This window comes from Erysipelothrix sp. strain 2 (EsS2-6-Brazil), assembly GCF_016617625.1.
In the GTDB taxonomy this organism is placed as follows: Bacteria; Bacillota_I; Bacilli_A; order Erysipelotrichales; family Erysipelotrichaceae; genus Erysipelothrix; species Erysipelothrix piscisicarius.
The window spans coordinates 60518-81870 of record NZ_SBAR01000002.1 but is presented as its reverse complement, the minus strand read 5'-3'; the positions used below and the strand labels follow the sequence as shown (position 1 = coordinate 81870).

Sequence of the window (21353 nt, the reverse complement as noted above, 5' to 3'; positions counted from 1 at the left end):
AATCAAAATCTTGAGGGGTTCTATGAAAGATTTAGAGAAGAAACAACGTTATGTTTATCTCGCAGCATTGATGATGCTGCTTTTTATTGTATTTGTTAGAGGTGGGGCACGTATTAAAATGAGTCACGATACGTTACGAAAGCCAGCGACGTCTGAATCGGATGTGATTGTGTTTCTGGTTACATCTGATGATACCCTGGATACCATTGCTGAGCGTCTTGAAGGGCAAGGGATAGTCCGTTCAAAAAAGTTTTTCAATAAAACAATCCAACGATCCACAACGCAAAACATTAAGCCAGGAAATTATTTTTTAGATCGTTCATCAACCTATGAGGAACTTGCAAGCCAATTAACCAATCCAGAAAACAAAGTTGGACGCGAAGTTGATATCACATTTCTCCCCAATGATTGGGCTAAAGATTTTGCGTTTAAAATTGGGAACATTACCAACCTCAAAGCAGATGATATTTTGTCGGCTTGGAGTGATCCAGTGTACTTAAAATCCCTAAGCAACGATTATCCGTTTTTAACTGAAGCTGTATTAAACCCCTCGTTAAATGTTGGTTTAGAAGGGTATCTTACCCCTGAAACCTATCGTTTCTTTACTCAAACAACCGTGGATGCGGTTACGCGAAGACTTTTAGACCAAACCCTTGCGTTTTACCAAGAACATAAAGCTTTATTTGAGACTCAAAAACTCAAGATCCATGAAATCTATACACTGGCTTCAATTATTAATTTTGAAACCGAAAATTTTGATGATATGAAACGGGTCTCCGGTGTATTTTATAATCGACTCCAATCGGAAATGCACTTGCAATCCAGTGTTACCGTCTGTTATGCATTGTACGAATATGAAACCTGGCAACAATGTGAAGCCAATACGGATATCGATTCTAAATTTAATACATATCAACATTTAGGACTTCCTATTGGTCCAGTTATGAACCCATCTCAAAATGCACTCTTAGCTGCAATGGAACCGGAAAGACACCAGTATTATTATTTTGTCGGTGATATGAAACATCATGATGTTTATTTTGCGGAAACCTTGTCTGAACATGAGTATAATGTAGAAACGTATGTTGATCCATATCGTTAACCTAAATTCAATACCCCATCTTAAGAAAAGAAAGAAAGTGGTATTTATGGAATTAGGCAATCGATTTTTGATTTTTTTGTCGAGTACCATCAACACAGCAGAAATCACATATGTAAGTAACACAAGGATTAATGATATATAGATTGGTCTAACAAAATATTGATCTGCATCCAACCATTTCGTCAAATCAAAAGATTCACGACCGACCGTAATTAGCATTGGATATATTGACATAAATATTAATGCAGTGTACAAAACTAATAACGTTTTAATTATTGAAATTATTTTCTTCATATTTAATCCCCCTCGGTTACATTTGGAGGAAGGAATCGCAAATCCCGAATACACTCTTCGTTAGGTCAATTAGAGCACCTAAGAAAAAAAAGGAGACGCTTTCATTATGAACTGAACCGAGTTAATCGGACTTCATAAAAAGGCACATCTTGAATTATCCTGTTCTTGAAAGATCAAATTAATATTCGAGAAAAACATTCCCTCTATAATCCAAAAGTATCTTGAATTGAAGTGGATTAATCATGGTAAACGTTTTAAAAAAAGAAAAAGCAGAATTCATCTGCTTTTTTTAACATTTTGTCGCATCTACTTGATCTTCAATATAACGCATAATTTCTAAGTGTTCTTCCATATTTTCGTCTGTAATATTTTTACGGATGAGATGGTACTCTGACATAAACTCAAATCCTTCAAGTTTAATAATTTTAAGTTGTTTATTATAAACTTCTTTTTTAATAGACATGTAAGGCAAGAATGCCAGGCCAAATCCACGCACGGTTGATGTTTTAATGGATTCAGTTGTATCCAATTCATAAGGGATGCGTAATCTTGACTCATCAACATGACATTTCTCAAGTTGTTGGCTGAGTAACTGACGGCACTTCTGGGACTTCTTCAACATCAATACTTGATACTCATAAAGTTCTTCGACCGTTAAGGTATCTGGAACATCTAAATCCGTACTTGCGACCAGGTAGTATGGATCTTGAATTAAAGGACGACAATAAAGGGATTCATCAAGGGGCGTTCCAATGATAAAACCGATGTCTGCCTTTCCTTCTACAATTTGATTCTCAATTTCAATACTGGACGCGGCTTTCATTTCTAAATCATAGGATTCAAAATTTTCTTTAATGCTGTGGATGGTGCAAGGAAGGGCATAAGCATATACAATTGGTGTTGCCATGATATTGATGCGATGATTTTTATCATGTTTAAGGTTTTCGACTTCTTTGATCATTTTATCGTGACATGAAATCAATCGTGTTGCATATTTTAAAACGACTTCGCCTTCATCCGTGAGCGCCACCCCTTTGTGGGTCCGTTCAAAAAGCGTACAGTCAAGGTGGGTTTCCATTGCTTTGATTTGTTGACTCAATGCGGGTTGAGAGATATTCGCAAGCTCCGCAGCACGTGTGATGCTTTTATATTTTGCGACATCTACAAATGCCCGATAAAAACTAATATTCATGAGGATTCTCCTTGTGTAATTTAGATAATTATATCACAAGGCTCTTGATTTGGTTTATCAACCAATAAGTAATTGTTATGGCACAAACAGATTTTTAAGTGTTTTATCAGAAAAGATATAAACCTTGTGAAATGTGTTGTTTTCTAACAAATATTCTCGATCTTAATATCAAATAAACACACTTTTGAGCTAACTTCGGTATAATAAAAGAAAAAGGAGTCTTTATGGAAAAACAACGTTGTGAGTGGGCGAATCGTAATCCCTTAGAAATGATGTATCACGATACAGAATGGGGTCGTAAGTCTGAAGATGATCGCTATTTATTTGAAATGTTGATTTTAGAAGGGATGCAAAGTGGTTTAAGTTGGACCACGATTATTGCGAAACGTGAGGGGATGCGCGAAGCCTTTGCGAATTTCGAACCGGCACGACTTATCCGTTTTACTGAAGAGGATGTAGAACGTCTTGTTTTAAATCCGAATATTATCCGTCACCGTCTTAAAATTCAGGCAGTAATATCCAATGCGCATGCATACTATAAACTAACAGAAATTCATGACAGTCTCGCAAAGTTTTTATGGCATTATGTTGATTACAAACCAATTATCAACCATTACAATGATATGTCAGAAGTTCCTGCATCCACACCACTATCAATTCAAATCAGTAAAGATTTAAAGAAACTGGGATTTAAGTTTGTCGGTCCAACGACAATTTATGCTCTCATGCAAGCTGTGGGCATGGTAGATGATCATTTAGAAGATTGTTTTCTTAAAACACATGAATAATGAAAAAAAGATCCACGTAATCGTGGGTCTTTTTAGGATCCAAAAAAGAAAATTAAGGAAGCAATCATAAAGGCAATTAAAATCCAGTAGATAAGCATCGCTACCACTTGCTTTTTTGTATCGCTCCATTCTTTCGCATCGACGTAGAAAATCGCAATACATCCGATAACAACTTCAAATAGTACTTCTAACATCGTTCCCCTCCCATAATAGATATATTATAAAGCATAGGTTTATGAAATCGTTATCCACTCGATCATTTTTTAGTAAATTTAAGATATGCGTCCAAGGCATTCACGGTCGTTACGGTTAGATTCTGTGGTAATTCATCAAGGGGAAACCAACCCATACCACCCAATGCGTCGGGTTCCATTAAACATGGATTGCCATCGGTAATGTGCGCAAGATATGTTGGTGCAACATAGTGCACGGCTTCTTCAATCAAAATATGATTAGTCGCACACAAAAGCTGATCCAATTGGATCTCTAGATTTAATTCTTCTTTAATTTCGCGTTTTACCGCATCTTCCAAGGTTTCATAGAGTTCAACTTTTCCACCAGGTAAACTCCAGTGATCTTTCTCTGGATTTTTTTTTCGTAAAACAAGCAGGACTTCACCTTCTTGCATAATCATGGCACCTACGCCAACACGGGGTTCATTTTGTATCATCAGGATTTCCTTGTTATTACTTCAAGTATACCGCATCTTAAATTGTTTGTGAGTGAATATCACGAGTTCGGGCAAGGGTAAACGGTGAGAGGGGTACTTTATCCATGCACTCTTTGGTATAATAATAAGAGAACGTTTCAAGCTTACTTGAAATGAATGAGGAGGATCTATGGACTTAAATACAAAAGTAGAATCAGTTTTTGAAGATTATAAACGTGATTTGGAACGCCTTGTATCAATTGCAAGTGTTCTTGACGAAGAAGGTCAAAAACCATTTGGCCAAGAAATTCAAAAAGCACTTGAAGAAGTGTTAGCGATTGCGAAGGAAATGGGCTTTAATACATTTATCGACCCAGAAGGCTATTACGGTTATGCGGAAATTGGTGAAGGCGAGGAAATGTTTGGTGTGTTGGGACACATGGACGTTGTACCTGCCGGAAATCTTGCATCATGGAATACGAATCCTTTTGAATTGGTTGAGAAAGACGGCATGTTGTTTGGACGTGGGACTTCTGATGATAAGGGACCAACTTTAGCCGCTATGTATGCATTAAAAATGTTGTTGGATGAAGGGAAGTCTTTAAACCAACGTGTACGCTTTATTTTTGGTACGGATGAAGAATCCTTGTGGCGTTGTATGAATGCTTATGTTGCGAAGGAAGAACTTCCATCACAAGGATTTACACCGGATTCATCATTCCCATTGATTTATGCGGAAAAAGGTTTGATTGAGTTTACACTAACAACACATCAAATTACCGACATTCAATTTAATGGTGGGGGTGCCTTGAATGCAGTACCTGCTGAGGCATCAACGTCATTTGATCCAGAAGTAGTGAAAGCCTTGGATGAATTGGGTTATCCTTATGAAATTAAGGATGATGTAATTACTGTTACAGGTAAAGCGATGCATGCCCAAGTTGCCGATCAAGGTGAAAATGCAATTACGCATTTAGCTCATGCATTATATACTGCGGGAAAACGCAGTGAAATGATCGATTTTATTGTGGAAAAATGCTTAGATCCAAATGGTAAACTCATCTTTGGTGATGTTTATGATGATGTATCGGGTAAATTAATGCTTAATGTTGGGAAAGTAAGTTTTAAAGAAAACATCCAAGAAATTGGAATTGATATTCGTTTCCCTGTTACGTATCCAAAAGAAGAAGTCGAAACAAATCTTAAGAAAGCAGCACACGCGCATTCTGTTGTCGTGGAATTGTTTGACTATCTAAAATCCATTTATGTGGAAAAAGATTCTGTGTTTATTCAAAGTCTTATGGGTGCATACCAAAGCATTACCGGCGATATGGAATCCGAGCCGAAGACAAGTGGTGGTGCAACCTATGCACGTGCTATGGATAATGTCGTCGCTTTCGGTGCGATTTTACCGGGTGGCTTGAAGACAGAACATCAACCAAACGAATGCATCAGTATCAAAGATATGAAAGTTGCGATGGCAGTTTATGCGCAAGCATTCTTAAATCTTGTGATTCAATAAATAGAAGTTAGTAGGGGAAAATAAAGTATGAGTGAAACAAAAAAACGTTTTAAAATGCCTACGTCTTATACAATCGTGTTCTTTGCCTTAGTTATCACAGCGATATTGAGTTATGTTGTACCTCAATCCGTTTTTGATAAAGAAGCAGGAAGTATTGTATTTAACGCAGCATTTGGTGAACACGGTGAGATTATCCGTGGAGTGGGTCTAAGACCGTTTGGATTTTGGGATGTCTTAATGGCTCCTATTCAAGGATTTCAAGCAGCAAGTGATGTTGCTGTTGGGATCTTATGTGCCGGTGGTTTCTTAAATGTATTAAATCATGTGGGTGCTTTGGATGCGGGTATTGGTCGTATTCTAGAGCGTTTTGAAGGGAATGTCTTAATTGCGGTGATGATGTTTATCTTTGCCGTATTAGGAACATCATTTGGTTTCTGGGAAGAGATTACAGCGTTCTCAGTAGTTATTGTGCCAATGTTTGTTCTTGCAGGATATGATGTAATGACCGGTTTGGGTGTTCTCTTTATTGGGGCAACAATTGGTAATATGTCCAGTCTTGTGAATCCATTTTCAACTGGTGCTGCTGTTGCCGCAATTGGAAATCCAGATCTTACAATTGGATCAGGAATTGTATTACGTTCAATTATCTTTTTATCCCTTTATGTTGTTGGGACGATGTTGATGATTCGTTATGCATCACGAGTTAAAAAGAATCCAGAAAAATCAGTATTAGCTGATTGTGAAGGTGTGAATACACTTGTGGATAAAAATGAATCGCTACCTGAGTTCACGACACAGCGTAAGTGGTCAGCGTTGGTTCTAATATTAATCGTAGTTGTCATCATTCTTGGATACTTCCCTTGGGAAGAAATTGCGGGTGTTGGTGTTGCGAATGCAGTGAATAGTCCATTTACAGCTCTTGCGAAAGTTCCCGTATTGGGATCGATTCTGGGAGCAGGTCATGTTTCAAGACTTGGAACATGGGGCTTTAATGAGTTTGCATTCCTCTTTGTATTGGGTGCATTCTTACTTAAATTTATTAATAAAATGTCTGAGACAGAATTCTTAGATGTATTTATCGATGGAATGAAAGATTTATTTGGTGTTGTGGTTGTACTTGCGATTGCACGTGGGATTGCAATTATTATGGGAAGTTCAAGTGAAGGGATGTCAATCACCTTTATCTATTGGATTTCAGGAGCATTAAGTGCAGTACCAACATGGGTGTTTGGTTTATTTGCGATTGCATCATATGTTCTTATTGGTGTATTCCTTCAATCCACAAGTGGTGTTGCTGGGATTTCAATGCCAATCCTTGGAGCCGTAGCTTCTGCAGTCTTTGCGGCAAGTGCTATTGGGGAATCGGGTGGTCAAATAATCTTAATCAGTGCCTTTGTGGCCGGAATTAACTTTATGGCGGCCATTTACCCAAGTGCAACGCTGATGGGAACTCTAGAATTTGTGAATGTTCCTTATGATAAATATCTTAAATTCACACTTCGCATTTTATCAGTCTTATTAATTGTTGCGGCGGTAATCATATCCGTTGCATCCGCAGTTGGATTTGTAAAATAGAACGAGGAAAATACAATGAACCTAAATTTTAAAAAGTTTACAGCAGAACATATTCCGGCTTATTACACATGGCGTAATGATCCGGAGGTCGCAATTTTTGACCAGTCTCAATTTCTAAGACCGATGTCATTTGAAGAAGTTGAAACATGGAGTCAAATTATGGTTGATGGGATGACTTATGTAATCTGTGATGGGGACAAACCGATTGGAACCTGCGCATTTATGAATCTTGATCAACGTAACCGTCATGCGGAACTTGCGATTGTGATTGGAGACAAAGATTATTGGGGGAAAGGCTATGGGAAACTTATTATGGCTCAACTCATTGAGTGGGGCTTTGAAGGGCTTAATCTCAACCGCCTTTATCTTCATGTGTTTGACTTCAATAAACGTGCCATTGCACTCTATGAGAAAATGGGCTTTGTTGAAGAAGGAAGAATGCGTGAAATGCTTTATCGAAATGGTAAGTATCACGATGTGCTTTGCTATGGTTTATTAAAATCAGAGTTGAAATAAGAAAAGACGCTAGGAATAGCGTCTTTTTTAGTGACTCCGATTGTTTTTCGAGAATGTAAGATAAACTCGAATGTTTAAAAGTAATAGTGATATAAAACATAAGAAGAATAATGGTGGAATGGACCAGGAAGCAAAAATCGTCTTGCTTATAAAATCGTAGTAAATTCCAAATGGTAAAACAAAATGTACGATCAAGGTAATTATAAAGATTATGAAACATAAAGCGACGTGAAGCTTATAATCTCGGTAGAGATCAAATATAGATTCGTGATGCATTGAAATCCCCCCCTTTTACTTCTTACTCTACACTGTCATCTTCGAGAATACGAACGGAAAGTTCAATAATAAACTCTTCTTCAGTTTTAACCGTAATCTCATTTATTAGGAGTTTCTCAAAGAAAGCCTCATCGAGGTTAAAGTGATGTTTATCAGCATATGTGATCATCGCATCATACCCAACGGATAAGGTATCATACGATCCATGATGATAGTAGGTAAGATAGGTTCCACCAGGCTTTTCATAGAGTTCTACATGATCCAAATCTCCGAGTGAAATTGCATACAAGTAATCCAATTCGCGATATCGTTTTTCAAGAATTGCTTGTTTAGACGTAATAGACCCTACGTAATTCGTAAAGGTGATGCCATTATCAATACAAAAATTAACGTATGCCTTAAGAAAACTGTGCGGATCTGAACTCACCGTCTGTCTACTTATAATAAGTGATTCCGGTTCAAGTACTTTGACTTCGCATGCATTAGCGCTTGAATGTGCGGCTAAATCCATTAAATCCAGTGTATGTTTTATGAAACTTTGACTTAGTTTTAATCTCTGGATCTGTTCATCTATTTTTTGATTTCTTTGTGATAGAATATGAGTAAGGTTCTCGGGGGAACGAACGTCCAGATATTCTTTGATATCTGTGAGTGGCATTCCTAAATCTTTAAGGAATGTGATGACAATAAAAGCATAATACTGATGATAGGCATAGTATCGGTAGCCATTTTGATCGGTGAATTCCGGTTTAAATAAATCGATTTCATCGTAGTAAAATAAAACATGTTTCGGTACATGGCATATTTTTGCGAATTGCCCGGTAGAAAGTTTATCCTTTTTTATGCTCATTATGCGTTTTCTCCTTGACTATAAGGTTACCTTATACCTTATTATAGTTCAGTTGCAAAAAAATGTACAGGAGGTAAAACTATGAGATTAATTATTAGATATTTGAAGAAATATAAAATGTTGTTTCTTTTAAATATTGTCGCAATTCTGGCCTTTGCGCTTGTTGAGTTGGGAATACCAACAATCATGGGAACCATGATTAATGAGGGTGTAGGAACACAGAATATGGACTTAATTAAGAGCCAAGGTTTCTTGCTCCTTGGAGTTGCCATTCTTGGAGGTTTGGGGACAATCTTACTTAACTATACGTCGAGTCGTATTGCTACACGTATCACTCGCGATATTCGTAACGATATGTTTGAAAAATCTCAAGAATTTTCACACTCTGAGTATAATGAAATCGGGGTATCATCTTTAATTACACGTGTTTCTAATGATGTATACCAATTACAATTATTTGTTCAAATGTTATTACGTATGGGGCTACATGCTCCCTTTATGATTTTATTCAGTTCGGTAATGATTTATCGTACCAATCAACGTCTTGCACTTGTGATGGCGGGAAGTGTTCCTTTTATCCTTATAGTAGTAGGCATTGTTGGGAAGCTATCCGGACCCTTAAGTCGAAAACAACAAAAACTTATGGATACACTGAATCGTGTAACCCGTGAGAATATAACCGGTGTCCGTGTTATTCGTGCATTCCGTAAGGATAAACACGAAACAGCACGTTTCCAAAAAATTAATAAAGATTATGCGGATGTATCTAAAAAACTATTCCGTGTTATGTCACGGGCAGAACCACTGTTCTTCTTTATCCTAGAATTATCAGTACTAACCATTATGTGGACAGCATCTGGAATGGTTGAAGCAGGAACGCTAGAAGTGGGTTCAATTGTTGCCTTTTTAGAATATCAATTCCATGCTTTATTCTCATTACTCTTATTCTCAGTTGTGTTTATCATGTATCCTCGTGCTGCTGTAAGTGCACGCCGTATTGATGAAATCTTGAATAAAGAACCAATTATTAAGAATCCTGAAAACGGAGTTCATGAAGGATCTGAAGAAACGTCAATTATCTTTGATCATGTTGATTTCGCATATCCAGATGGAGAAGCAAATGTTTTAGAAAATCTAAACTTTAGTGCTAAAAAAGGTGAAACTATAGCTTTTATTGGTTCTACGGGTTCAGGGAAATCCACGCTGATTAATCTTATTGTTCGTTTTTATGATGTGACTAAGGGTCGTGTCTTGGTGAATGGTGTTGATGTTCGTGAATGGGATTTATATTCCTTACGTTATAAGGTAGGGTTTATTCCACAAAAATCACTTCTCTTTAGTGGTAGTATTTCTCAAAATATTCGTTATGGGAAAGAATCTGCAGATGATCATGAAGTTGAAGAGAGTGCAGAACTTGCATCTGCTAAGGACTTCATTGAACAAAAACCGGATAAATATAATGAATGGATTAGCGAAGGTGGATCAAACGTATCTGGTGGACAAAAACAACGCTTAAGCATTGCACGTGCGCTTGTACGTAAACCTGAGATTTATATCTTTGATGATAGTTTCTCAGCGCTTGATTATAAAACGGATGCGTTAATTCGTAAGAATTTAAAAGAAGAAACAAAAGATGCAATTATGTTGGTTGTCGCACAACGAATTAGTTCGATTGTGGATGCAGATCGCATTATCGTGTTGAATGAAGGAAAAATTGTTGGACAAGGGACTCATTTAGAATTAATCAAGAATTGTCCAATTTACATTCAAATTGCAGAGTCTCAATTCAGTGAAAAGGAGATGGCAAAGTATGAAAAGTTATAAAAAACTCTGGCGTTTTCTAAAGCCTTATAAACTCAAACTTACAGGAGCTGTCTTATGTCTTCTTGTGGCGGCAATCTTAACGGCTGCTGCGCCGATGATTGAAGGGTTTGTGACGACTCAGCTTGCAAGTGATGTGAAAGATATCAGTTTAAATGTAGCAGGTGCTCACATTCAGTTTGATGTGATTATTCGCATTATTAGTATTCTATTTGTAATTTATGTTACCAATGCATTATCACGTTTATTTCTTCAATACTTAATTTCAGATGCTATTCAATCAGCAGTTTATGATATGCGTATGGAAGTTAAGAAGAAAATGGAACGACTCCCTGTTAGTTATTTTGATAAACACTCAGCTGGGGATTTAATGGCGCGTATGTCTACGGATATTGAAGCGTTATCGGGTGCACTCCAACAGTCTTTTGCGCAAGTCGTGATGGCTGTACTTGGAATTATTTTTGCGGTCATCCTTATGATTTCCATTGATTTTACAATGGCACTTGTCGGGATCGCAATTATTCCATTAAGTATTCTTGTTGCCCGTTTTATTATGAAACGTTCACAAATACTCTTTACCCGACAACAAGAAGTTTTAGGAAACATGTTCTCGGTAGTTCAAGAGAAATTTACGGGTTTTAATGAAATTAAACTTTATAACTATCAAGAAAATGCGACGGCAGATTTCCGTAAAGCCAATGAAGAATTGTGCGAAAATGGATTTAAAGCAAACTTTTTCTCGGGTTTAATGACACCAAGTGTTTCGATGATTACGTATATTGCGATTGCACTTGCAGTTTACATGGGTGCGATTCGTATTATCGAAGGTGCTATGGCTGTAGGGGCTTTACAAGCTTTTATTCGTTATATCTGGCAAGTTAACCAACCCTTGTCACAAATTACCCAAATGGCTCCAACCATCCAAGCGTCTATTGCGGCGATGGACCGTGTCTTTGAGTATTTAGAAGAACCGGATGATGTTTACGATATCGAAAATCCGATTAAAATTGATAATTATGAGGGATCGGTTTCATTTGAAAATGTTTATTTTGGATACGGTGAAAAACCAGTTATTCAAGATTTATCCGTTGAAATTAAGCCAGGAGAAATGGTTGCGATTGTAGGACCAACAGGCGCTGGGAAAACAACGATTATTAACCTCCTGATGCGTTTCTATGATGTGAATGACGGGTCGATTAAAATTGATGGAATCGACATTCGTGATATGAAACGTGATGATCTTCGTTCACTGTTTGGAATGGTCCTTCAGGACACATGGCTCTTTAGTGGAAAAATTAAAGAAAATATTGCCTACGGTAAACCGGATGCAACCGATGAAGAAATCATCGATGCAGCGAAACGAACCAATGTGCACCACTTTATCACAACCTTACCAAATGGTTATGACATGGTTTTAAATGAAGAGTCCTCAAATATCTCAAATGGAGAAAAACAATTAATTACGATTGCTCGAGCACTGTTAAGTGATCCGAAAATCTTAATTCTTGATGAGGCAACCAGTTCTGTTGATACACGACTTGATGCAATGATTCAAGAAGCGATGGCTGAATTGATGAAAGGTCGCACAAGTTTTGTGATTGCGCATCGACTTTCAACCATTAAAAATGCAGATAAGATTCTTGTTGTTAAAGATGGGAATATTATTGAAATGGGAAATCATGATGACTTGATGGCTAAAGGTGGCTTTTATGCAGATCTTTATAACAGTCAATTTACAGATGACCAAGAATAAGAAATAAATATATAGGCTGTTGACCGTGATGTCAGCAGTCTTTTTTTATGCCTATAAATTATATTTTGCAACAATATAAAAAAAATTTATAGGCATAAAAACGTTGTATTGGTCGGCTTTGCGTTATCGCCCTATAATGGAGTCAAGAAATGATAGCGCTATCATTCTTTGTATATTTATTTTTGATCATCCCGACACCGGGAAGATGTCAAAACATAGAAAGGGCACAATATGACAAAAGTAATAGATTACAAGAAGATTCTAAAGGAAACCAATACGGAGCCGAAGTTGTTCCAAATTATGGACGAGAACGGGAAAATCGTCAATAAAGATTACTTTCCAGAGTTAACTGATGAACAGATGGTTGAAATGATGGAGGTTATGGTTTGGGGACGTGAATACAACAATCGTGTAAGCATCCTGAGCCGACAAGGAATTATCGGAAACCTACCACCAACTGAAGGACAAGAAGCAGCACAACTAATCAGTCAATACGCATTACAAGAGGGAGACTGGTTATTACCAACATATCGTGATGTGCCACCATTGATTCGTCATGGAATTGAAACACGTCAAGCGATGAACTGGTACAACGGTCATACAGATGGATTCGCATACGATCATTCAATCAAAGCATTTCCACCTCAAGTTATTATTGGAGCACAAATTATCCAAGCCGCAGGAGTTGGTTTAGGGCTTAAGAAAAACAAAAAAGAAAATGTCGCAATGACTTATATTGGTGATGGAGGAACATCACAAGGGGACTTCTATGAGGGATTAAACTTTGCAGGTGTTTATGATGCACCCGTTATCTTTATCGCTCAAAATAATGGATTTGGTATTTCAGTACCTCGTAGTTTCCAAACAAAATCCGCAACACTCTCTCAAAAAGGGATTGGGGTTGGAATTGCACATCTCTTTGTAGATGGTATGGATCCTTTCGCAGTTTATGCGGCAACGAAAGCAGCACGTGAGTATGCAGTAGCAGGAAATGGACCCGTACTTCTTGAGTTCTTAACATTCCGTTATGGACCTCATACATTAAGTGATGATCCACGTCGTTACCGTGAAAACGAACTTGTAGATTCATGGTTACCGAAGGATCAATTGATCCGTATGCGTAAATTCTTAACGGAAAAAGGACTTTGGTCTGAAGAACAAGAAGCAGCAATTATTGAGAAAACACAAATTGAAGTTAAAGATGCATTGGATGCATCACGTAAACTTCCAAAACAAAAAATATCAGAATACTTGGCAAATATGTATGAAGTAATGCCACCTTCAATTAAAGAACAATATGATCTTTATGTAGAAAAGGAGAACGCATAAGATGGCTGTTAAAAATATGGTAGAAGCAATTACTGATGGACTTGAAGTAATGCTTGAACATGATGAAAAGGTTTTAATTTTTGGAGAAGATGTTGGGAAAAACGGAGGGGTTTTCCGTGCTACCGATGGTCTTCAAGCAAAATTTGGGGAAGACCGTGTCTTTGATACACCGCTTGCGGAGTCAGGAATCTTGGGACTCTCAATTGGTTTAGGTGTTGAAGGGTTTAGACCGCTACCTGAAATTCAATTCTTTGGATTTATTACAGAAGCGATTGACTCCATTACTAACCAAATGGCTCGTATGCGTTACCGTACTGAAGGTCAATTATTTGCACCGATTACGATTCGTAGTCCTTACGGTGGTGGTGTTGCAACGCCTGAAATTCACTCAGATAGTTATGAGGGGATGATTGCGCAAATGCCAGGAATGCGTGTTGTGGTTCCATCAAATCCTTATGATGCGAAAGGACTTTTAATTTCATCCATTAAAAGTAATGACCCAGTGTTGTTCCTTGAACACTTGAAATTGTATCGTGGTGAGAAGGTAGAAGTACCTGAAGGGATTTATGAAGTACCGCTTGATAAAGCAAATATCGTTCGTGAAGGAACAGATATCTCGATTGTTTCATATGGAGCAATGGTGGTGGAAGCGCGTAAAGCTGCGGATATCCTTGCGGAAGAAGGCATCAGTGTTGAAGTTGTAGACCTTCGTACTATTGCACCTTTAGATATGGAAACAATCGGAACATCTGTTTCAAAAACAGGACGTGTATTGGTTGTTCAAGAAGCGCAACGTATTGCAGGGGTAGCAAGTCATGTTATGTCTGAAATCAGTGAACGTTTCTTCTTAGACCTTGTAGCACCTGTATCACGTGTAACAGCACCGGATACAACATATCCATTGCCACAAATTGAGCAAATTTGGTTACCCAATGCACAGGATATCGTTACATCAGCACGTAAATTAGTTCAAGAATATTAGGAGGAACTCATGAATTATAAATTTAATTTACCCGATCTCGGTGAAGGAATCACCGAAAGTGAAATTTTACTTTGGCATGTTAAAGAGGGGGATGTCATCAAAACAGATGATCCACTCTTTGAAGTCCAAAATGATAAAACAACAATCGAAGTACCATCACCTGTAAAGGGAACCATAAAAAAAGTTCTTGTAGAAGCAGGGGTTGTAGCAAAAGTTGGAGATACTCTCGTTGAAATTGAAGTGGATGCTTCAGATTTACCTAAAGATGCGAAACAAGAAGAAACACCAAGTGTTGAAAAAACGGAAGTGGAAACCAAAGTGGCTCCTGTTGTTAGTCAAGGGAAAGCACGCGCAATTCCATCTGTTCGTAAATATGCACGAGAAAAAGGGATTGATATTGCTCTTGTAACACCAACAGGAAAACATAATACGGTTACAAAAGAAGATATTGATAACTTTACTGGGGAAGTCGTTGCAGAGGTAGCACCAGAAGTAACAACACCAAAAGAAGTTGTGAAAGCTCCGGTACAAACAGTGGGTACAGATGGCTTACGTCGTGAAAAAATGACACCAATGCGTAAAGCAACAATGCAAGCAATGGTTCATTCCACATCATCCATCCCACGTGTTACGGTCTTTACGAATATTAATGTATCGAAGTTGGTGGAACACCGTGATATGTATAAAGACTATGCGAAAGCAGAAGGTGCACGTTTAACGTATACAGCATATTTTGTGAAAGCAGCCGTCACGATGTTGAAGAAATATCCAATCTTTAATGCAATGGTTGATGCGGAAAAAGGTGAAATCATCTACCGTGACGCGATTAATATCGGTGTCGCAACGAATACCGACGCAGGACTCTATGTACCAAACATTAAAAATGCAGATACAAAAAATCTCTTTGAGATTTCAAAAGAAATAGAAACAAATGCACGTTTAGCTCAAGAAGGAAAACTACCAATGGATGCAATGCGTGATGGTTCATTCACAATCACAAATGTTGGTGGAATGTCAGCCGACGGTGTTTATTCAACACCAATTATTAATGCTCCTGAAGTGGGAATTTTAGGAACAGCGAAGATCGAAATGGAACCGTATGTTACGGAAGACATGACTGTCGCAATCGCACCATTTATGAAACTATCCTTTACCTTCGATCACCGTATTATTGATGGTGTTGAAGCACAGCATGCTTTAGATGAACTTAAAAAAGTTCTAAGCGACCCTAATAAGCTTGTATTGGAGGGGTAAGAAATGGTAGTTGGAGATTTCGCGAAACAGGCAGATGTCATTGTTATTGGAAGTGGACCGGGTGGCTATGTCGCAGCCATCCGTGCTGCTCAACTTGGAAAAAAAGTTACTATCATCGAACGTGATGAAATAGGTGGCGCATGTCTTAATGTTGGATGTATTCCTTCAAAAGCTATGATCCATGCAAGCAGTGAATATGCAAAGACACAAACAAAAACACCATTTGGTTTAAGCTATGGTAAAACAAGTTTTGATATGAAACAAGCTAAAGCTTGGAAAGACAAGGAAGTCGTGAAGACTTTGACTTCAGGCATCGGTGCACTCCTAAAGAAAAATAAAGTAGAAATTGTTAAGGGTGAAGCACACTTTATGTCCGAAGATAAAATTCGTGTTGTAAATGACATGGATGTTCAAACATTTTCGTTTAAAGATGTCATCATTGCTACAGGAAGTAGACCGATTGAAATTCCAGGTTTTAAGTTTGGGAAACGAATTTTAGACTCTACAGGAGCGCTAAATCTTGATGAAGTACCAAAATCATTAACCATCGTCGGTGGTGGTTATATTGGCTGTGAACTTGCCGGTGTATTCGCAAATTTAGGAACTGAAGTTACGATCCTTGAAGGGGCACCGAATATTTTACCACTCTTCGAAAAAGATTTAAGTGCACATGTTGTGGATCAATTTAAACAAAAAAATGTCACAATCCATACGAATGTGAAGGCTGAATCGGCTAAAGTTGAAAATGATGCCGTAACAATCACTTACAGTCAAGATGGTAAGTGCGTTACACATCAATCCGAATATGTCTTGGTAACGGTTGGTCGTAGACCCAATACAGATGATTTAGGACTTGAGTATGCAGGGGTCACAGTTGGAGAACGTGGACTTCTTGAAGTAAACGATCAAGGACTTACTAACGTGGCTCATATTTATGCTATCGGTGATATTATCCCGGGTCCTGCGCTTGCACACAAAGCAAGCTACGAAGCGAAAGTGGTTGCGGAAGTTATTGCCGGACAAACAGCTGGATTTGACTATACCGTAATTCCATCAGTAAGTTATACCAATCCTGAAATTGCAGTTGTGGGGATGAATGCGACAGAAGCAAAAGCTCAAGGCATTCAAGCGAAAGCATTTAAATTTCCTTACGCCGCAAATGGTCGTGCATTATCCATGAATGATACTCAAGGATTTGTTCGTCTTACAGTAGAAACTGAAACAGGATTTATTTTAGGGGCTGAAATTGTAGGAGCACAAGCAAGTGAGTTACTTGCGGAACTTACCATGGCGATTGAATCCCAATTAACGGTTGAGGATGTATCGTTAATTATTCATACACATCCGAGTTTATCGGAAATGATAATGGATACAGCAGAATTGGCTCTGGGTTATCCCATCCATCTCTAGAAAGGGACATGATGAAAAAAATATTTGATAAAGGATTCGGAATGAAGATACTAAATGGGGTGGCTATTGGATCTGTTGTTGTGTTGATTCCAGGTGCCTTGCTTAATGAGATTTTTAAAGCACTCTTACCCATTTTTCCACAAGGTCAATTTGTTTTAACGGCAACATCGTTTGGAATGATTTTAATGGGTGTTGTAATTGGTGTGGCTGTTTCGATGATGTTTAAGTTTACACCGATTCAAACCGCATCCGTAGGAATGGCAACCGCATTTGCCTCCGGTGGATGGAAACTTGCGGAAGATGGAACGTTTATGCTTAAAGGCAGTGGTGACATCATTAATATGGCTCTTACTGCTACGTTTGCGGTTATCTTAATTCTTGCGGTTGCAGACAAATTTAAAGCTTATGCCATGTTATTAACACCAACTTTAGTATTAATTGTTGCAGGTGGTTTAGGAATGATTACACTTCCATATGTACAGATGATTACCGGTGCTATGGCACATTTAATCAGTAACCTTCTTCAACTTCAACCGCTTCTCATGTCGATACTTGTATCCATGATCTTTGCGATGATGATTGTATCCCCACTCTCTACAGTTGGGATAGCACTCGCAGTTAACTTATCCGGTGTCGGATCAGCAGCAGCTAATGTGGGAATCTGTGCAGCTGCATTTGGACTTGCGATTACAGGTTGGAAATCGAATGAACTTGGAACAAAAATTGCTTTAATGTTAGGTTCGCCAAAAATGGCAATGCCTAATGTTATGAAAAAACCGAAGATTATGATTCCAGTTTTATGTAATGCCGCCTTAAGTGCTATTGTGGTTGTTTTACTTAACCAACAAGGAACTCCAATGTCAGCAGGTTTTGGGATTAGTGGACTTATTGGACCCATCAATGCGATTAACCTTGCAGGTGGATGGACTTTAGGTAACATCCTCAATGCCGTGCTTGCTTTTATGGTAATGCCGATTGGACTTGCGATTGTATTTAGAAAAGTCTTTACGGAAGTAAAACCGATTGTCGCAGTGGATGATTATCATATTGAGGTACAATAAATGAAAAATTTTGTAGAATTGGAGGCACGTTTAGTACGAGAACGCATGACGCAAAAGCGTCTTGCGCTTGTATGTGCGGATGAAGTGAATACGCTCGAAGCAGTTATCGATATGGAAGAACGTGGGTATATAAAACCAATTCTTCTGGGAAACAAAGAAGCAATTCAAGACGTAATTCGTGAAAACAATCTTGCGGTGAATTATGAAATTATTCATTGTGACAAACCTCGTGAAGCCGCTCAAAAAGCAGTTGCACTTGCGAAAGCAGGAGAAGTTGATCTCATCATGAAAGGTTTAATTCAAACCAGCGATTTATTATCCGCGGTTGTAAAACGCGAAACAGGGATTCGCGAGCAAAAAGTGCTGTCACATGTTGCGCTTGTGGAAATCCCATTCAAAGAAACAATGTATATTATGAGTGATGGGGGCATGATCCCAACGCCTAATTTTGATCAAAAGATAGGAATCATCGAAAACAGTATTCAACTTGCTCATGCTTTAGGGATTGAAGAACCTAAAGTAGCATTGTTGGATGCTGCAGAGCATACGAATCCTCATATTCAATCTTCCGTTGATTCAGAAACCTTAAGTCAACGTGAATGGGAACATGCAATTGTGGAAGGACCGATATCTTTAGATCTTGCAGTATCGAAACATGCCGCAGAGATTAAAAAATGGGATGGTCGTATCCAAGGTGATGCCAACATTCTTATTACCCCAGATATTATAAGTGGAAATATTTTGGGTAAAGTTGGAACACTATTCACCGATGGAAAGATGGCGGGTGTAATTCAAGGTGCGAAAGTACCAATAATCCTTACATCTCGCGGTTCAAATCGTGATGAAAAAATCAACTCAATCTTACTTGCGTGTTCGATTGCGAAAGGAGACTTATAATGTATATTCTAGCCATCAATCCTGGAGCGAGCTCAACAAAATTCGCGTTATTTAATGACGAAGAAGAATTAATGCGTGACGACCTAAAAATACCTTTAGAAAAAGTAGAAGGTTATCACAAATTAGAGGATCAATTGGAAGATCGTTATGCTTCAATTTATGATGCATTGGTTGAACATGGTTTTGATCCTAAAAAAATAGAAATTGCAGTGGGTCGTGGTGGTATTTTACCACCCGTTGAAGCTGGAGCAATTGCAGTTACAGACACACTCATTGATTATCTCTTACATAAAGCCGAAGTCATTCACCCCGCAAACCTCGGTGCTTCGATCGCTCAGAAATTTGTAGATCAAGCAGAAAACTGTACGGCGTATATTTACGATCCGATCTCCGTCGATCAAATGGATCCGATAGCGCGTATATCCGGGTTAAAGGGTATTGAACGAAAAAGCATTGGACACATGTTAAATTCGCGTGCTGTTGCCATAGAACACGCGAAATCCCTTCAAACTCCTTATAACAAACTCAACATGATTGTTGTCCATGCTGGAAGTGGTATTACTGTCACAGCACACAAACAAGGTCGTATGATTGATCTAGTTGGTGATGATGAAGGTGCCTTTTCACCTGAACGAAGTGGTGGTTTACCCTTACGCCCCTTTATGAATCTATGCTATAATAATGACAAGGAAGCGGTTACAAAACTAACCCGTCATCAAGGTGGTCTTATCTCATATTTTGAGACCAACGATGTCCGAAGTGTCGAAGCAATGATTGAAGAGGGTCATGATGAAGCAGCGCTCGTTTTAGAAGCAATGGCTTATCAAATTGCGAAAAGTATCGGTACGCTAAGTACTGTTCTTGAAGGCAAGGTTGATAGTATCGTGATCAGTGGGGGATTTGCACGTTCGAATCGAATGATGAATTGGATTGAAGAACGTGTATCGTTTATTGCACCGGTTGCGATATATCCGGGAGAATTTGAACTTGAAGCACTTGCTTCGGGAGGATTAAGAGCATTTCATAAACTCGAAACCACTCATTATTTCGAATAGAATTAAGAGGTAACTATGGAAATTAGAGAGTTGAAATACTTTATTGCTGTTATTGAAGCAGGGAGTTTTACTGCTGCCGCAAAAACCTTACACATGACACAACCTGCCCTCAGTTGGAACATCAAACAACTGGAAGCAAAACTTGAGACTCAGCTCATAGAGCGTACTCAAACCGGAGTCAGTGTAACGGAAAGCGGCCAAGTGTTTTACGATGGTGCGAAAGATGTTGTTGCACATCTCAATCGCTTGGATCGATTAATGAAGTCTGAAGCACAACGCATCCGCCGTAAAATTCGATTTGGACTTACCATCCTTTCTTCCATCAACTATATGGATCAATTCCAAGGATATGTCGGCAAATATCCACAAGTAGAATTAAATTTTGTGCAACGTGGTTCTAAGGAAATTCAAGACATGCTCATCCAAGATAAATTGGATGCTGCTTTAATTTCAGAACCTATTTACTACTCAAAACTTGAAGAAAATGCAAAGCGTTTGGAAGGGTATTACTATGATGTTGGTGTGGTGGTCGCTAAAGATCATCCGCTTGCTAACCGTGAACGCCTAACGCTTCGAGATATTATGACGGAATCTTTTGCACTAGTCTCAGATGCTTATGCAATTGGTCAAGAAGTACCGCGTCGTTGCAAAGAACTCGGGTTTATACCTGCAATCAATTATCGTAATGATAACTGGGAAGTAGTATTGGAACATGTCGCTGCATATGGTTCTGTTACAATTCTTCCAGTAGATCTCCAACATATCATTGCACGTGATGATGTGGAGTGGATTGAGTTGGATGACGAGATCAGTCGTTTTCATCTACAACTTGTAATTAATTACGATAAAACAAACGTGGATGAGTATGCAATATTTCAAAATTTATATGAAGAACTGATGGTGAATCATTAAAAATATAATCCCAATCTTAGTAATAAGTTGGGATTTGTTCTTTAATCATGAAAGTCGGGCTTTAATAGTGGGATTTTTCGCTATGAATGAAGAGATTTACTCATAAAACTTAGTA

The 21353-nt window shown here is 38.3% G+C and carries 19 protein-coding genes; 15 read left to right on the top strand and 4 right to left on the bottom strand.

Annotated elements, in window-relative coordinates:
- Window positions 1-22 precede the first annotated feature (22 nt).
- Complete coding sequence (mltG, locus tag EPJ89_RS01970; protein WP_200548873.1) at window positions 23-1102, top strand: endolytic transglycosylase MltG; 1080 nt, start codon at window positions 23-25, stop codon at window positions 1100-1102.
- A 583-nt stretch (window positions 1103-1685) separates the two neighbouring features.
- Here mltG and EPJ89_RS01965 read toward each other — a convergent pair.
- Entirely contained in the window at window positions 1686-2588 is a 903-nt protein-coding gene (locus tag EPJ89_RS01965) for a LysR family transcriptional regulator (protein ID WP_123171075.1), read from the bottom strand.
- A 224-nt stretch (window positions 2589-2812) separates the two neighbouring features.
- Here EPJ89_RS01965 and EPJ89_RS01960 point away from each other — a divergent pair, with 224 nt between their 5' ends.
- Complete coding sequence (locus EPJ89_RS01960) at window positions 2813-3376, top strand: DNA-3-methyladenine glycosylase I (protein ID WP_123171076.1); 564 nt, start codon at window positions 2813-2815, stop codon at window positions 3374-3376.
- Window positions 3377-3408: 32 nt separating this feature from the next.
- On the opposite strand, the gene EPJ89_RS01955 is transcribed toward EPJ89_RS01960, so the two are convergent.
- Together EPJ89_RS01955 and EPJ89_RS01950 are read right to left on the bottom strand one after the other, a co-directional pair.
- Window positions 3409-3570 carry an amino acid permease gene (locus tag EPJ89_RS01955; protein ID WP_200548872.1) on the bottom strand — a complete coding sequence of 54 codons (162 nt, stop codon included), beginning with the start codon at window positions 3568-3570 and terminating at the stop codon, window positions 3409-3411.
- Between the two features lie 62 nt (window positions 3571-3632).
- Window positions 3633-4046, bottom strand: a complete 414-nt coding sequence (locus tag EPJ89_RS01950; RefSeq protein ID WP_003774716.1) for an NUDIX hydrolase — start codon at window positions 4044-4046, stop codon at window positions 3633-3635.
- A gap of 169 nt (window positions 4047-4215) precedes the next feature.
- Between EPJ89_RS01950 and EPJ89_RS01945 the strand changes: the two genes are divergently transcribed.
- From EPJ89_RS01945 to EPJ89_RS01935, 3 genes are read left to right on the top strand one after another with little or no spacing between them, the layout of a single operon-like run.
- The gene (locus EPJ89_RS01945; RefSeq protein ID WP_200548871.1) at window positions 4216-5547 is read left to right on the top strand and encodes a Sapep family Mn(2+)-dependent dipeptidase; all 1332 of its coding nucleotides are present in this window, start codon (window positions 4216-4218) and stop codon (window positions 5545-5547) included.
- A 27-nt stretch (window positions 5548-5574) separates the two neighbouring features.
- Window positions 5575-7122, top strand: a complete 1548-nt coding sequence (locus EPJ89_RS01940) for a YfcC family protein (protein ID WP_123171079.1) — start codon at window positions 5575-5577, stop codon at window positions 7120-7122.
- 15 nt (window positions 7123-7137) lie between these two features.
- On the top strand, window positions 7138-7638 hold the full coding sequence (locus EPJ89_RS01935) for a GNAT family N-acetyltransferase (RefSeq protein ID WP_003774723.1): 501 nt from the start codon (window positions 7138-7140) through the stop codon (window positions 7636-7638).
- Between the two features lie 298 nt (window positions 7639-7936).
- Here the strand turns inward: EPJ89_RS01935 and EPJ89_RS01930 are convergent, their stop codons facing one another.
- Window positions 7937-8764, bottom strand: a complete 828-nt coding sequence (locus EPJ89_RS01930) for a MerR family transcriptional regulator (RefSeq protein WP_200548870.1) — start codon at window positions 8762-8764, stop codon at window positions 7937-7939.
- Between the two features lie 81 nt (window positions 8765-8845).
- Here EPJ89_RS01930 and EPJ89_RS01925 point away from each other — a divergent pair, with 81 nt between their 5' ends.
- From EPJ89_RS01925 to EPJ89_RS01880, 10 genes are all read left to right on the top strand, one after another.
- Window positions 8846-10588 carry an ABC transporter ATP-binding protein gene (locus EPJ89_RS01925; RefSeq protein ID WP_123171081.1) on the top strand — a complete coding sequence of 581 codons (1743 nt, stop codon included), beginning with the start codon at window positions 8846-8848 and terminating at the stop codon, window positions 10586-10588.
- A complete protein-coding gene (locus EPJ89_RS01920) occupies window positions 10575-12338 on the top strand; it encodes an ABC transporter ATP-binding protein (protein WP_123171082.1) in 1764 nt (587 codons plus the stop codon). The genes EPJ89_RS01925 and EPJ89_RS01920 overlap by 14 nt, the downstream gene beginning before the upstream one ends.
- A 231-nt stretch (window positions 12339-12569) precedes the next feature.
- A complete protein-coding gene (locus tag EPJ89_RS01915; RefSeq protein ID WP_003774732.1) occupies window positions 12570-13667 on the top strand; it encodes a thiamine pyrophosphate-dependent dehydrogenase E1 component subunit alpha in 1098 nt (365 codons plus the stop codon).
- Between the two features lies 1 nt (window position 13668).
- Window positions 13669-14649, top strand: a complete 981-nt coding sequence (locus EPJ89_RS01910; RefSeq protein WP_123171084.1) for an alpha-ketoacid dehydrogenase subunit beta — start codon at window positions 13669-13671, stop codon at window positions 14647-14649.
- Between the two features lie 9 nt (window positions 14650-14658).
- Window positions 14659-15903: a dihydrolipoamide acetyltransferase family protein gene (locus tag EPJ89_RS01905; RefSeq protein ID WP_123171085.1), complete on the top strand. Its 1245-nt coding sequence runs from the start codon at window positions 14659-14661 to the stop codon at window positions 15901-15903.
- 3 nt (window positions 15904-15906) lie between these two features.
- Window positions 15907-17313, top strand: a complete 1407-nt coding sequence (gene lpdA / locus EPJ89_RS01900; protein WP_200548869.1) for a dihydrolipoyl dehydrogenase — start codon at window positions 15907-15909, stop codon at window positions 17311-17313.
- Between the two features lie 11 nt (window positions 17314-17324).
- A complete protein-coding gene (locus EPJ89_RS01895) occupies window positions 17325-18374 on the top strand; it encodes a PTS transporter subunit IIC (RefSeq protein WP_244660786.1) in 1050 nt (349 codons plus the stop codon).
- Window positions 18375-19271, top strand: coding sequence for a phosphate acyltransferase (locus tag EPJ89_RS01890; RefSeq protein WP_123171088.1), 897 nt, complete (start codon window positions 18375-18377; stop codon window positions 19269-19271). It begins immediately after the preceding gene.
- On the top strand, window positions 19271-20326 hold the full coding sequence (gene buk, locus EPJ89_RS01885) for a butyrate kinase (RefSeq protein ID WP_123171089.1): 1056 nt from the start codon (window positions 19271-19273) through the stop codon (window positions 20324-20326). The genes EPJ89_RS01890 and buk overlap by 1 nt, the downstream gene beginning before the upstream one ends.
- Before the next feature lie 15 nt (window positions 20327-20341).
- On the top strand, window positions 20342-21238 hold the full coding sequence (locus EPJ89_RS01880; RefSeq protein ID WP_003774745.1) for a LysR family transcriptional regulator: 897 nt from the start codon (window positions 20342-20344) through the stop codon (window positions 21236-21238).
- Window positions 21239-21353 lie beyond the last annotated feature (115 nt).

Excerpts from the sequence above, each read along its gene's own strand:
- EPJ89_RS01945 (WP_200548871.1), top strand. The coding sequence starts at position 4,216 with ATGGACTTAAATACAAAAGTAGAATCAGTTTTTGAAGATTATAAACGT.
- EPJ89_RS01910 (WP_123171084.1), top strand. The coding sequence starts at position 13,669 with ATGGCTGTTAAAAATATGGTAGAAGCAATTACTGATGGACTTGAAGTA.
- mltG (WP_200548873.1), top strand. The coding sequence starts at position 23 with ATGAAAGATTTAGAGAAGAAACAACGTTATGTTTATCTCGCAGCATTG.
- EPJ89_RS01955 (WP_200548872.1), bottom strand. The coding sequence starts at position 3,570 with ATGTTAGAAGTACTATTTGAAGTTGTTATCGGATGTATTGCGATTTTC.
- lpdA (WP_200548869.1), top strand. The coding sequence starts at position 15,907 with ATGGTAGTTGGAGATTTCGCGAAACAGGCAGATGTCATTGTTATTGGA.
- EPJ89_RS01930 (WP_200548870.1), bottom strand. The coding sequence starts at position 8,764 with ATGAGCATAAAAAAGGATAAACTTTCTACCGGGCAATTCGCAAAAATA.
- EPJ89_RS01960 (WP_123171076.1), top strand. The coding sequence starts at position 2,813 with ATGGAAAAACAACGTTGTGAGTGGGCGAATCGTAATCCCTTAGAAATG.
- EPJ89_RS01965 (WP_123171075.1), bottom strand. The coding sequence starts at position 2,588 with ATGAATATTAGTTTTTATCGGGCATTTGTAGATGTCGCAAAATATAAA.
- EPJ89_RS01940 (WP_123171079.1), top strand. The coding sequence starts at position 5,575 with ATGAGTGAAACAAAAAAACGTTTTAAAATGCCTACGTCTTATACAATC.
- EPJ89_RS01925 (WP_123171081.1), top strand. The coding sequence starts at position 8,846 with ATGAGATTAATTATTAGATATTTGAAGAAATATAAAATGTTGTTTCTT.
- EPJ89_RS01890 (WP_123171088.1), top strand. The coding sequence starts at position 18,375 with ATGAAAAATTTTGTAGAATTGGAGGCACGTTTAGTACGAGAACGCATG.
- EPJ89_RS01950 (WP_003774716.1), bottom strand. The coding sequence starts at position 4,046 with ATGATACAAAATGAACCCCGTGTTGGCGTAGGTGCCATGATTATGCAA.
- EPJ89_RS01920 (WP_123171082.1), top strand. The coding sequence starts at position 10,575 with ATGAAAAGTTATAAAAAACTCTGGCGTTTTCTAAAGCCTTATAAACTC.
- EPJ89_RS01935 (WP_003774723.1), top strand. The coding sequence starts at position 7,138 with ATGAACCTAAATTTTAAAAAGTTTACAGCAGAACATATTCCGGCTTAT.
- EPJ89_RS01895 (WP_244660786.1), top strand. The coding sequence starts at position 17,325 with ATGAAAAAAATATTTGATAAAGGATTCGGAATGAAGATACTAAATGGG.
- EPJ89_RS01915 (WP_003774732.1), top strand. The coding sequence starts at position 12,570 with ATGACAAAAGTAATAGATTACAAGAAGATTCTAAAGGAAACCAATACG.
- buk (WP_123171089.1), top strand. The coding sequence starts at position 19,271 with ATGTATATTCTAGCCATCAATCCTGGAGCGAGCTCAACAAAATTCGCG.
- EPJ89_RS01905 (WP_123171085.1), top strand. The coding sequence starts at position 14,659 with ATGAATTATAAATTTAATTTACCCGATCTCGGTGAAGGAATCACCGAA.
- EPJ89_RS01880 (WP_003774745.1), top strand. The coding sequence starts at position 20,342 with ATGGAAATTAGAGAGTTGAAATACTTTATTGCTGTTATTGAAGCAGGG.